Origin of the sequence: Pantanalinema sp., from assembly GCA_036704125.1 — a bacterium.
GTDB lineage: Bacteria > Cyanobacteriota > Sericytochromatia > S15B-MN24 > UBA4093 > JAGIBK01.
The window spans coordinates 1-13182 of record DATNQI010000014.1; the positions used below are offsets into that span (position 1 = coordinate 1).

The following is a 13182-nucleotide window of genomic DNA, read 5'->3' on the forward strand; positions in this document are numbered from 1 at the left end:
GGCACGGCACGGCCGGGACGGAGCTGACGGCGAGGGTCAGAATCCGCCCCGCCGGGAGGAAGGCGCGGGGCGCTCAGGCCGTGGCGGGGAGGGAGCGCCGCGCGCCCCACGACCACAGCCCAAAGGCTGCGATCGCAGGCACCAGGGTAGCGAGCAGGAAGGGCGAGACCCCCAGCCCCGCGGCGCGCGAGAGGGCGAAGGGCCCGGCGATGCCGCCCAGCGAGAAGAGGGCGTAGAACACGCCGAAGGCGCTGCCGCGCTTGCCCTCGGGGCTCGAGGCCACCAGGGCGGCGAGGGCGGCGGGGAAGACCAGGCCGAACCCCAGCCCGTACACCGCCATGGCCGCGACCATCAGAGGAAGGCGATCCACGAAGGCCAAAAGGCCGCAGCCGAGCCCCAGCAGGACCGCGCCCACCGCCATTGCCCGCATGGCCCCGAGCCGGCGCGAGAGGTTGCCCAGGGGCGAGACGAAGACGGCGATCGCCATGACGGCGAAGGTGCTGAACAGCGCCCCGGTCATGGCCCCCCTGTAGCCCATGGCCTTGAGGTGGGGGGGCAGGGCGAAGACCAGCCCGCCGTTCATGTACATGAGGATGAAGGCGCCGAGGTAGGCGGGCAAGAGCCTGCGATCGCCGAGGATTTCGACCAGATCCCTGAGGCCCACGTCCTGGTCCCCCGCGCCCGAGGCGGTCCCGCGCAGGCCGAAGGCGAGCACCACCCCCATCAGGACGAGGAAGCCGCCGATGGCGCCGTAGGCGCCCGCATGGCCGAGGAGGTCCGAGAGGCCGCCCGCCACCGGCGGGCCGATCATCGCCGAGAGGCCGATGGTGACGCCGGACCGGGCCATGCCCTGGGCGCGCTTCTCGTCCGGGAGATGGAGGCTCAAGAGGGCGTAGGCCGCGGGGGTGACCACCGAGAAGGCCAGGCCGTTGAGCATCAGGAGGACGACGAGCGGAGCGATCCCCGTGGCGGTGCCGCACAGGCCGAGGGCCGCGGCACCCGCGAGGAGGCCCGCGACGAGGACCGCGACCTTGTCGAAGCGATCGACCACGAGCCCGGCGAACAGGTTGCCCACCAGGTTCGCGATCGAGTAGGCCGAGACGGCGAGCGCCACGAGCCCCAGATCGGTGCTGAGGCCCCGGGCGAAGACCGGGGTCAGGGCGACCTGCAGGAACAGGTTGAGGAAGCTCGTGACGATGGCCAGGTAGATGAAGGGCAAGGGGGATCGGATGGGGGCCTCGCTTTCCGGCTGACGCGCGCCCATCAGTATACCGCTAACCCGCCCCCCAGGCCCCGGAGGCCCCGAACGATTGACGGTGATGTTAACATTTCGTAAAATTTCGTATTGCTTCGATTCAGAGGGAGGAGCCGCCATGACGTCAACGATGGAAACCAAGCAAGGCATCGAGGCCGGGTTCGTGACCTATCCCGGTCCAAAGGGCCGGCTCCAGGGCTACCTGGCGCGCCCCGTCGACGGCAAGCCTCACCCCGGCGTGATCCTGGTTCAGGAGTGGTGGGGGATCGAGCCCCACATCAAGCAGTTGACCGAGCGCCTCTCCCGCGAGGGCTACGTGGTGCTCGCCCCGGACCTGTATCACGGCCGGGTCGCCGCCGAGCCGAGCGCGGCCGAGAAGGAGATGATGGCCCTCAACAAGGAGGCCGCCGTCGAGGAGATCGCGCGCGCCATCGCCTACCTCCAGGGGCGCGAGGACGTGAGCCCCAAGAAGCTCGGCATGACCGGCTTCTGCATGGGGGGGTACCTCACCTGGCTCACGGCCGAGGCGACCAACGGCCAGCTGGCCGCGATCGCGCCCTTCTACGCGGGCTTCTACGAGCCGAGCGCCGACGACATCCGGCGCGTGTCGGCGCCGGTGCTCGCGGTCTGGGGCGCCGAGGACGCCTCGATCCCCGCCGAGGCCAGAGACCAGGTGGTGAGCCTCTTGGAGCAGGAGGGCAAGACCTTCAAGGCCCTGGTGCTCGAGGCCCCTCACGCCTTCATGAACGACACGCGCCCCCGCTTCCGCAAGGAGGCCGCGGACGAGGCCTGGAAAGAGCTTCTCGCCTGGTTCGACCACTACCTGCGCGCGTGAGGAGACAGGCGTCATCACGCTGTCTTCATTCCGAGGCCGTTTTCAGCCCGTCGCCGGGCGGGTAGAAAGCTGCCTAGCGGGATCGATGTCGATGACGTAGCGAGCAACATAGCCATTCGAGGGGGGCCCGCCGCTTCGAAAGGACCTCGCATGCTACGAAAGATCCGGGCGAGCCTCGCCCTGAAGGTCACCAGCGCGCTGGTGGTTGTTCTGGCCATCCTGCTGGGCGGGTTTGCGGCCTTGATCATCAACTACACCGCGACCACCATCCAGAACAACCTCATCGGCAAGGGGCGCGGCCTCGCCCGCGAGGGCGCCACCATCACCGCCAAGCTGTTCGAGGACGGCATCCGGGCCAAGGCCTTGACGCTGGACGACGCGTTCGACGAGCGCTACGTCGAGATTCCCGGCGTCGCGCCCAAGAAGTACCACACGCGCTTCGACGCCTTCACCGACAAGGCGTTCCTCGCCATCGAGGACACCTTCCTCGACGACGAGGACATCCTCTTCGCCGTCGCCGCCGACCGCAACGGCTACATTCCCACCCACAACACCAAGTTCGCCAAGCCCCTGACCGGGGATCCCGAGAAGGACAAGGCGGGCAACCGAACCAAGCGCCTCTTCGACGACCCGGTCGGGCTCAAGGCGGCCCGGAACACCCAGGAGGAGGTCCTCGTCCAGCTCTACCGCCGCGACACCGGCGAGCTCATGTGGGACGTGTCCTCGCCGATCCTGGTGGAGGGGCGCCACTGGGGTACCTTCCGGGTCGGTTTCTCAAAGGCGCGGGTCGATGCGGTCGTCAACACCTTCATCTGGCGGATGCTGCTCGCCTCGGGCTTCATCCTGACGGCGCTGAGCCTGCTGGTCTTCTTCCTGCTGCGGCGATCGCTCAGGCCCCTGGAGGACATGGCGCGGGCGCTCGAGGGCATCGCCGTCGGCGAGCTGGACCAGAAGGTCGCGGTCCGGAGCCGGGACGAGATCGGCCGCATGGCCCTGGACTTCTCCCGGATGGTGGCCTACCTCAAGGAGGTCGCGAGCGTCGCCCAGGCCATGAGCCGCGGGGATCTGAGCCGCAGCGTCGTGCCCAAGAGCGATCGCGACCAGTTCGGCATCGCCATCTCCTTGATGGTCGGCGAGCTGCGCGGGATCATCGGCCAGGTGCGCCACGCCGCCCACGACGTGGCCCGCGGGGCCGACGTGGCCCAGGGGGCGCTCTCCGAGACGTCGGGGGCCATGGCCGAGATGTCCGGCAGCATTCGCCATGTCTCGGGCAACGCGCATGAGCTCGTCTCCTACGTGGGCGAGGCCTCCAGCTCCATCGAGCAGATGATGGCCTCGATCCGGACGGTCGCGGGCAACACCGACAACCTGGAGGCCGCGGTCAACCAGACGTCCGCGAGCATCGAGGAGATGGCCTCCTCGATCCAGCAGGTCGCCCTCAACGTCAAGCAGGCCAACCGGGTCGCCGAGCGGTCCTCCGAGGCCGCCGAGGGGGGACGCGAGGCCGTGGGGCGAACCATCGACGGCATGAGTCGCGTCAACCAAGTCATGCAGGAGGTGATCGTCTCGATCGAGAAGCTCGGCAAGAGCTCGACCGAGATCGGCAACATCGTGGCGGTGATCGACGACATCGCCGACCAGACCAACCTGCTCGCCCTCAACGCGGCCATCGAGGCGGCGCGCGCCGCCGAGCACGGCCGAGGCTTCGCGGTGGTTGCCGACGAGGTCCGCAAGCTCGCCGAGCGCTCGGCCACGGCCACCAAGGAGATCGCGGACCTGATCAAGGGGATCCAGCACGAGACCGACGAGGCCGTACGCTCCGCCCGGCAGGGCGATGCGGCCCTGCAGGAGGGGACCCGCCTCGCGCAGGTGGCGGGCGAGGCGCTCGAGGGGATGGTCAGCTCGGTCCGGGAGGTCTCGGGCCTGATGACCCAGATTGCCCAGGCGACCTCGGAGCAGAGCCACGCCGCCGAGCAGATCACCGTGGCGGTTACCAGCATGAACGCCCTGACCAGCGAGGTCACGGCCGCCACGCGTGAGCAGGCGGTGGGATCCGAGCAGATCGTCAAGGTGGTGGAGGGCATGCACCGCATGACCCAGGAGGTCTCGCTCGCGACCAGCGAGCAGATGAAAACCGGCGATCAGGTGGTGCGCTCGGTCGAGCACATCCACCAGCTCTCGACCGGCCTGCACCGGGAGGCCCAGGCCCTGAGCGAGGCGGTCGCCTTCTTCCAGGACGCCGAGCAAGAGAGCAAGGCCCTGGTGGCGGCCCGGCCGTAGTCTCGAAGCAAAGGCAAGGGGGCCGGGCGGAACTTCCGCCCGGCCCCCTTGCGCGAGGAGGGATCTAGTGGACCGCGTGCGCGGCTTCCTTGAGCACCTCGGACAGGGTGGGGTGCGCGTGCATGGTGCGGGCGATGTCCTCGGCGCTGCCGCCGAACTCCATCACCGAGACGGCCTCGGCCAAGAGCTCCGAGACGTTGGGCCCGATCATGTGGACGCCGAGCACCTTGTCGGTCTTGGCGTCGGCGATCACCTTGATGAAGCCGCGGGTGTCGTTGTGGCCCAGGGCGCGGCCGTTGAAGGCGAACTGGTAGCTGCCCTTCTTGTAGGCGACGCCGGCGGCCTTGAGCTGCTCCTCGGTCTTGCCGACCCACGCGATCTCGGGCGAAGTGTAGATCACCCAGGGAATCGCGTCGTAGTTGACGCTGCCCGCCTGGCCCGCCAGGCGCTCGACCAGGGCCACGGCCTCGGACTCGGCCTTGTGGGCGAGCATGGCCCCGCCGATCACGTCGCCGATGGCGTAGATGCCGTCCAGGTTGGTGCGGTACTCGGTGGTCGCCACGAAGCCGCGCTCGTCGAGCGCGAGGCCCACGGCCTCGGCCCCCAGGCCCTTGGTGTTGGGCACGCGGCCGATCGAGACGATCAGCTTGTCGCATTCGAGGGTCTTCTCTTCGCCGTTCTCGGTGTAGGTCACCTTGACCCCGGCGCCCGTGGCGTCCACCCTGTCGATGGAGACGCCCATGTGCAGGTCGAGGCCCTGGGCGGTGAGCTGCTTGAGGGCCTCCTTGGCCACCTGGCCGTCCGCGGCGGCGAGGAAGGCGGGGGCGGCTTCCAGGACGGTCACCTGGGCGCCGAGGCGGCGCCAGACGCTGCCCAGCTCGAGGCCGATGACGCCCGCGCCGATGACGCCGAGCTTCTTGGGGACCTCGGTGAAGGAGAGCGCGCCCGCGTTCTCGACGACCTTGTCGCCGTCGAAGGGGGCGATGGGCAGGGCGCGGGGCGAGGAGCCGGTCGCGACGATCACGTTCTTGGCGCCGATCTCCTGATCGCCGCTCGCGATGACCCAGACTTCGCCGTCCTTGCGGACCAGGCGGCCGAGGCCGTGGATCGAGGTGACCTTGGCCTTGCGGAACATGCCGGCGATGCCGCCCGAGAGCTTGGCGACGACCGATTCCTTGCGCGAGAGCATCTTGGTGACGTCGATCGAGGCGCCGGTGACGGTGATGCCGTGATCGCCCAGCTCGTGCCGGATCTGCTCGTAGCGCTCCGAGGTGTCGAGGAGGGCCTTGGAGGGGATGCAGCCCACGTTGAGGCAGGTGCCGCCGAGGCTGGGCTTGCCTTCCTTGTTCGAGCCGTCGTCGATGCAGGCGGTCTTGAAGCCGAGCTCGCCCGCGCGAATGGCCGCCACGTATCCGCCGGGGCCGCCGCCGATGACCACTACGTCGAAAATGTCCACGATGAAAATCCTCTTGCTGATGGGGTAATGGGGTTTCCCCCCTCGCCCCGAAGGGTGAGGGGGGAACGGGGGGTTAGAGCTTGAGCAGCATGCGGGCGGGATCCTCGAGCAGGTTCTTGACCGTGACGAGGAACTGGACTGCCTCCTTGCCGTCGATGATGCGGTGATCGTACGACAGCGCCAGGTACATCATCGGGCGGATCACCACCTGGCCGTTCTCGGCCACGGGGCGCTCGGTGATGTTGTGCATCCCGAGGATCGCGCTCTGCGGCTGGTTGACGATGGGGGTCGAGAGCATCGAGCCGAAGGTGCCGCCGTTGGTGATCGAGAAGGTACCGCCGGTCATGTCCTCGAGGGTCAGCTTGCCGGCGCGGGCCTTGTCGGCGTAGGCGGCGATCGCCTTCTCGATGTCGGCCAGGCTCATGCCGTCGGTGTCGCGCAGGATGGGCACGACCAGGCCGCGCTCGGAGGCCACCGCGATGCCGATGTCGAAGAAGCCGTGGTAGACGATGTCGTTGCCCTCGACCGAGGCGTTGACGACCGGGAACTGCTTGAGGGCCTCGGTCACGGCCGCCACGAAGAAGCTCATGAAGCCCAGCTTGATGCCGTACTTCTTGACGAACTGGTCCTGGTACTTCTTGCGAAGGTCCATGACCGGCTTCATGTTGACCTCGTTGAAGGTCGTCAAGAGCGCGGCGGTGTTCTGGACCTCCTTGAGGCGCTGGGCGATGCGGGCGCGGATGCGGGTCATGGGCACGCGCTGGCTGGGGCGAACGCCGACGGGCAGGGCCACGGGGGCGGCAGGGGCCACGGCGGCCTTGGGGGCCTCCACGTGGGCCATGACGTCGCCCTTGGTCAGGCGGCCGTCCTTGCCGGTGCCCGCGATCGCCTGGGCGTCCACGCCCGTCTCGGCGACCATCTTGCGGACGGCCGGGCTCAGCTCGGTGCTCACCGGCTTGGCTCCTGCGGCCGGAGCGGCGGCAGGAGCCGCGGGGGCCTCGACGGCCGCGGGGGCGCTCGCCGCTGCGGCAGCCTCGGTGTCGATGACCGCGAGCAGGTCGTTGGTCTCGACGGTGTCGCCTTCCTTCTTGAGGATCGAGGTGACCACGCCGCCGGCCTGGGCCGTCACCTCGAGCACGACCTTGTCGGTCTCGATGCCGATCAGCATGTCGCCGCGCTCGACGCGATCGCCGACCTTCTTGTTCCAGTCGAGCAGCGTCCCTTCGCTGATCGATTCCGAGAATACGGGAACTTTGACCTCTAGAAGCATGATGTCTCCTGACGCTATACCGAGGCCTTCACGCCGAGCGGGGCGACCCGCTCGGGGAAGAGAGCCTGGTTGATGATGGCTTGTTGCTGTTCGACGTGCTTGGAGGCGTAGCCGACCGCGGGCGAGGCCGAGCAGGGCCGGCTCGCGCAGGTCAGGGTCTGGCCCTGGGCCAGGCACGCACGCAGGGTGTCCTGGAACGAGTACCAGGCGCCCTGGTTGAGGGGCTCTTCCTGGGTCCAGACCACCGGAGCGTTGGGGTACTTGGCGAGCTCGGCCTTGATCTGGGCCTCGGGGAAGGGATAGAGCTGCTCCATGCGGATCAGCGCGACGTTGTTGAGGCCGTGCTGCTCGCGGGCCTCGACCAGCTCCCAGTAGAGCTTGCCGCTGCACAGCACCACCCGGTCGATGCCGGTCGAGGGCCGATCGTCGCCGATCACCTCCTTGAAGCGGCCGGTGGCGAGCTCGTCGAGGGTCGAGACCGAGAGCTTGTGGCGCAGCATGCTCTTGGGCGACATGATGATGAGCGGCTTGCGGAAGGGCCGCAGCATCTGGCGACGCAGCATGTGGTACATCTGGGCCGGGGTGCTGGGCACGCAGACCTGGATGTTGTCCTCGGCGCAGAGCTGCATGTAGCGCTCGAGGCGCGCCGACGAGTGCTCGGGGCCCTGGCCCTCGAAGCCGTGCGGCAGCATCATGACGAGGCCCGAGAGGCGTTGCCACTTGGTCTCGCCCGCGCTGATGAACTGGTCGATGACCGCCTGGGCGCCGTTGGCGAAGTCGCCGTACTGGGCCTCCCAGACGACCAGGGCGTGGGGCTCGGTGCTGGTGTAGCCGTACTCGAAGGCGAGCACCGCCTCCTCGGAGAGCGTCGAGTCGATGACCTCGAAGCGGGCCTGGCCCTCGGCGAGGTGCTGCAGGGGCACGTAGAGCTCGCCCTCGGGGGTGGTGGTGCCGCTCGTCTCGTGCAGCACCGCGTGGCGGTGGAAGAACGTGCCGCGCCCGCTGTCCTGGCCGCTGAGGCGGACCGGGTAGCCCGCGGTGAGCAGGGTGGCGTAGGCCAGGTTCTCGGCCATTCCCCAGTCGAGGGGCGTCTTGCCCGCGGTCATGTCGCGGCGGGCCTGGATGATGCGATCCACCCGCGAGTGCAGCTTGAAGCCCTCGGGAACCGCCGTGAGGCGCTCGCCCAGGCGCTTGAGGTTGTCGAGGCTGGTGCCCGTGTCGCTGGCAGCCGTCCACTTCTGGTTGAGGAACGGCTTCCATAGGGCGGCGCGCTTGCACGAGACCGTCGACTCGCCGGCCTCGGCGACGCTCTCGCCGCGATCGAGGGAGTCCCGGTAGGCGTCGACGAGGGTCTTGGCCTCGCCCGCAGCGAGGAGCCCCTCGGCCTCGAGGCGCTTGACGTAGGCGGCGAGCACGCCGGGGTGCTTGTCGATGAGCTGGTACATCATCGGCTGGGTGGCGCGGGGCTCGTCCGACTCGTTGTGGCCGTAGCGGCGCCAGCACACCAGGTCGATGAAGACGTCCTTCTGGAAGGCGTTGCGGTAGTCGAGGGCGAGCTCCATGGCGTAGGAGGCCGCCTCGGGATCGTCGCCGTTGACGTGGAAGACCGGCGCGTCGATGAACTTCGCGATGTCGGTGCAGTACCGGCTGGATCGCGCGTCGCGCGGGTCGCTGATGCTGAAGCCCACCTGGTTGTTGATCACCACGTGGATGGTGCCGCCGGTGGCGTAGCCGCGCAGCTGCGAGAGGTTGAGGGTCTCGGCCACGACGCCCTGCCCGGCCACCGCCGCGTCGCCGTGGACGAGGACGGGCAGCACCTGGGTGCGGTTGGCGTCGCCGAGGCGATCCTCGCGGGCGCGCACCGAGCCCTCGATCACCGGCCCGATGATCTCGAGGTGGGAGGGGTTGAAGCCCAGGGAGAGGTGGACCTCGCCGCCCTCGGTCTTCATGTCCGACGAGAAGCCCAGGTGGTACTTGACGTCGCCCGAGAAGTGCGGGTCGTAGGCCTTCTTGCCCTCGAACTCGGCGAACAGGTCGCTCGCCTTCTTGCCGAAGATGTTGATCAGCACGTTGAGACGGCCGCGGTGGGCCATGCCGATCACGACCTCCTTGGTGCCGGTCTTGGCGGCGTGGTGGATGCCGCGGTCCAGCAGCGGGATGAGCGAGTCGCCCCCCTCGAGGGAGAAGCGCTTCTGGCCCACGTAGCGCATGTGGAGGTACTTCTCGAGGCCCTCGGCCGCGACGACCTTGTCCAGGATGTGGCGCCGGGTGGCCACGTCGTAGTGGCCCTTGCCGTGGGCCTTCTCGATCCGCTGCTGGAGCCACTCGCGCTCGACGCGGGGCAAGTAGCGGTACTCGAAGCCGATGGGGCCGCAGTAGGTCTCGCGCTGGATGGCGAGCACCTCGCGCAGGGTGCCCTGCAGGCCGTCGTTGGTGACGGGGCTGTCGAGATCGGTCTGGCTCAGGCCGTAGTACGAGAGCTCCAGCTCGGGGACCTGGGCCTGGGGCCGCAGGGGCAGCGGGTTGAAGCGGGCCGCCAGGTGCCCCAGGTTGCGGTAGGCGTTGATCAGGGCCCCTACGCCGTGCTGCACCGGCTCGCACTCGAGCGCCACGGCCTGCCGGCGCGGGCCCTGCTGGGCCAATTCAGCAAAAGAGCGCTGAATCGCCGAGTGAGCGGTGTCAGGACCGCTCTGCGGAGTCTTCAGCGCATCGAAGTACTGGCGCCATTCGGGCGCGATCGCGGTGGGGTCGTGGAGGTAGTCCTCGTAGAGGCCTTCCAGGAATCCGGCGTTACCGCCGAACATCGGGGTTTGGTCGGACGGAGTGGTGTCGTTCGATTGCATCTCTCTCACACGAGGCAGGTTTGAAAGTGGGGACCTTGCCGCGATCCGCGGCAAAAGGGCGAGCGAGACGCCCATCCTGCCTCTTTTCCTCATTCCTTTTCTCATTCTACGCCACGCAAGCGAATCGTGGTATCCCCATGGCGCGATCCTTGACGGGAAAAAGCAAGCAACCTTATACTACCCCCACGTTTCGCCCGCGGTCGGGGGAAGACCGGTGAGAATCCGGCGCTGTCCCGCAACGGTATGGGGTCCTGCCCCGAGCCCGATTACCCGCCCCTGGGCCAAAGAGCACCCGGCAACCCGGCTTGATTGGCGGTTTTTTGGGATGCTCGATCCGTCCTGCTCTTCGAGGCAAAGAGCCAGCACGATCGGCGTTTTCGCCCTTCTCTCGTGTTGCTTTTTGCCCTCATCTCGAATGGGGGCATTTTTCATGCGCATTCGCCGCCGCTGGGTGCTCTTGCCCTGCGTCCTGCTCTTTCATACGCCGGCCCTGGCGGCCGAGACGGTCGAACTCTCGCCGGTGGTGGTGCGCGCGGCGCGCCCGCGCTTCCCCGAGCAGCCGCAGGGCGTGACGATCCTCGACAAGGAGCGGATCAGGGCCTCCGGTGCGAGTAATCTCGCGCAACTGCTGCGCCACGAGGGATCTTTCTCGATCCGCGAGTACGGCCCGGTCGGACAGCTCGCTACCGCGACGTTACGTGGCTCGCTCGGCGAGGGGATCCTGGTCCTGCGGGACGGCGTAAAGCTCAACAGCTCGACTCTCGGGGGCGTCGATCTTTCCACGGTGCCGCTGCTCGGGGTGGGGCGGGTCGAGGTCCTCTCGGGCGGAGGATCCGGCCTGTACGGTTCGGAGGCGGTGGGCGGGGTCATCAACCTGATCTCCGAGCGGGCCCCGGCGAGCCGGGTGGCGACGGGCCTCGGGAGCTGGGGCCAGCGCTATCTCCAGGTCGAGACCGGCGGCGTCTGGGGGGATTCCTCGCTGAGGGCCGCGCTCAGCAGGGCGGGCGCCGAGAACGACTACTCCTACTACGACGCGCGCCGCCGCGAGGAGAAGATCCGTCAGAATGCCGGCCTCGACGCGCTCGGCGTTTCGATCGGAGCGAAGCGAAACTGGCTCGACGACGCCCTGAGTCTCGATCTCACGCTCTCCGACCAGAAGAAGGGGAGCCCGGGATCGATCAATTCGCCGTCGGCGAAGGCGGCGCAGCACGATCAGGACGCCCTGGCCTCCCTGGTCTGGGATCGCGCTTGGCAGGGCGGTCCGCGTCAGGTCACGTCCCTTTCGCATCGCCACAACCTCCTGAGCTACTCTGACCCGCTCGCCGTGGCGTCCATGAACACCGATGCGATCGTGGACACGACCGACCTGCAGACGCGCCTGGAGTGGGCAGGGGCCTCCAACGTCGTGACGTGGGGCCTGGGGGCCACCCAGGACGGGCTGGCGAGCAGCAACCTGGGCCCTCGCTCCCGGACCACCTTGACCACCTTCGTGCACGACACCTGGTCCATGGGCGATCGCCTCACATGGCACGGCGATTTGCGCCTCGACCACCATTCCACCTTCGGCTTGAACGCCAGTCCCCGGGCGGGCGCGACCTTCGCGCTTTCGCGGGATGCGCGCCTGCGCTTCACGGCGGGACAGGCGTATCGGGCGCCCACCTTCAATGACCTCTACTGGCCAGCTGGGGGGAATCCGGCGCTGCGCCCCGAGCTCACCCGGACCTACGAGGTCGGGTCGGATGTCGCGTTCAGCATGCTTTCCGGGGCCGCGACCGCTTTTCTCAACCAGGGCACGGACTCGATCATGTGGCTGCCGGGCGTCGGGGGGATGTGGACGCCTCAGAACATCGGACGATCCGAGACCATGGGACTCGAGTTGAGGGCGACCCTCAAGCCGCTCGATGCTTTCACGCTCGAGGGTAGCGGAACCTGGCTCTCGGCGCGTGATCTCGCGACCGAGGGGGCTACCGCCGGAAAGTTCCTGTTGTACCGGCCGGATGTGGTGGGACGTCTCAATGGGACCTGGCGCCCACTTGAACCGCTGAGCTTGGGCGTGGCCTGGGATTACACCGGGAAGCGCTTCACGACCGCGTCGAACACCGACTTCCTCGCCCCGATCGGCTTGTGGTCCGCGCGAGCATCCTACGCATTGACCCCGAAGGACACGCTCTCGATCCGCGGGGAAAACCTTTCCAACGTCTATTACGAGCTCCAACCCGACTACCCAATGCCCGGGGCCAGTGTCTTTGCCTCCTGGGCGCACGTTTTTTAGTGAGGAATCCGATGAAGAAGATTTTCGCGCTCGTCGCGCTGTCCCTGACGCTCGCGGCCTGCACCACCCCCAAGCCGAACGAAGCTCCGACGGTGACGACGGCGGCCGCCCCCAAGGGCATGTACCTGTACGTCTTCAATGGCCTCGGCCACACGATCGACGAGATCAACCTCAAGACCCGCGAGGTCTCCTCGGCCGTCATCAAGACCGGCCCGGTCCCCAGCCAGTTCGTCATGGGGAATGACACCACCTACCTGGTCGATTCGGTCAGTGCGTCGATCGATCTGCTCGATCTGAGGACTCGCACCAAGAGCGACACGATCAACCTGCGCACCGGCACCAGCCCCATCACCCTCACCCTGGCGGAAGGTAAGAAGGGACTGGTCATGCACAGCGACTTCATGACCAATCTCAAGGAGATCGCCTGGATGGACCTGGGGACCAAGACCCTCGAGGCCACGGCCAGCGTTCCCAAGCTCGCCTGGGCTGACACCGGCTGCGTCGTGGCGAACGGCAAGGTCTACGTCCCGGCCGCCGAGGTGGTGTACGGTCAGCCCTCGACCGAATCGGGCCTCTACGTGTTCGACTACGCCACCCGCAAGCTGCTGCAGACCCTCCCGCTCGAAGCGACCGATAACCCGACGGCCATCGCCCTCGATCCGAACGGCATGGTCGAGATTGGGGTCAGCACCGGCGTCAAGATCCTCGACCCCAAGGAGAACAAGGTCACCAAGCACGTCCAGCTGGGTGCAGCCGCCAAGGCCATTCGCTTCCTGAGCGCCGACAAGGCCTACGCCCTGGTGGAGGGCGGTCTGGTCAGCTTCAATCCCAAGACCGGCGACGTGCTCCGTCCGGCCGCCAACAAGATCGCGGCGCCGACGGGCTCGTCGGGAATGTTCCGGATCTTCGACGGGGCTGCCTACGTGTCCAACTTCGACGCGGATACCGTCCGGGTGATCGACCTTGCCACC

Annotated in this window: 8 protein-coding genes and 1 riboswitch; of the genes, 4 read left to right on the forward strand and 4 right to left on the reverse strand. The window is 67.9% G+C overall.

The features are described from left to right. Positions 1-73: 73 nt before the first annotated feature. A complete protein-coding gene (locus V6D00_01820; GenBank protein HEY9897894.1) occupies positions 74-1219 on the reverse strand; it encodes an MFS transporter in 1146 nt (381 codons plus the stop codon). 166 nt (positions 1220-1385) lie between these two features. Here V6D00_01820 and V6D00_01825 point away from each other — a divergent pair, with 166 nt between their 5' ends. Beyond that, entirely contained in the window at positions 1386-2090 is a 705-nt protein-coding gene (locus V6D00_01825) for a dienelactone hydrolase family protein (protein ID HEY9897895.1), read from the forward strand. Between the two features lie 150 nt (positions 2091-2240). After that, complete coding sequence (locus tag V6D00_01830) at positions 2241-4370, forward strand: methyl-accepting chemotaxis protein (protein ID HEY9897896.1); 2130 nt, start codon at positions 2241-2243, stop codon at positions 4368-4370. Between the two features lie 64 nt (positions 4371-4434). Here V6D00_01830 and lpdA read toward each other — a convergent pair whose 3' ends face one another. From lpdA to V6D00_01845, 3 genes are all read right to left on the reverse strand, one after another. Continuing rightward, positions 4435-5826, reverse strand: coding sequence for a dihydrolipoyl dehydrogenase (gene lpdA / locus V6D00_01835; protein ID HEY9897897.1), 1392 nt, complete (start codon positions 5824-5826; stop codon positions 4435-4437). Positions 5827-5899: 73 nt separating this feature from the next. Beyond that, positions 5900-7096, reverse strand: a complete 1197-nt coding sequence (gene odhB, locus V6D00_01840) for a 2-oxoglutarate dehydrogenase complex dihydrolipoyllysine-residue succinyltransferase (GenBank protein HEY9897898.1) — start codon at positions 7094-7096, stop codon at positions 5900-5902. Positions 7097-7110: 14 nt separating this feature from the next. After that, entirely contained in the window at positions 7111-9939 is a 2829-nt protein-coding gene (locus V6D00_01845; GenBank protein ID HEY9897899.1) for a 2-oxoglutarate dehydrogenase E1 component, read from the reverse strand. A gap of 169 nt (positions 9940-10108) precedes the next feature. Next, positions 10109-10232, forward strand: a riboswitch (cobalamin riboswitch). Positions 10233-10369: 137 nt separating this feature from the next. Here V6D00_01845 and V6D00_01850 point away from each other — a divergent pair. Together V6D00_01850 and V6D00_01855 are read left to right on the forward strand one after the other, a co-directional pair. Next, positions 10370-12211, forward strand: a complete 1842-nt coding sequence (locus V6D00_01850; GenBank protein HEY9897900.1) for a TonB-dependent receptor — start codon at positions 10370-10372, stop codon at positions 12209-12211. Positions 12212-12222: 11 nt separating this feature from the next. Then, positions 12223-13182: hypothetical protein (locus V6D00_01855; protein HEY9897901.1), on the forward strand; the 960-nt coding region annotated here is incomplete at its 3' end.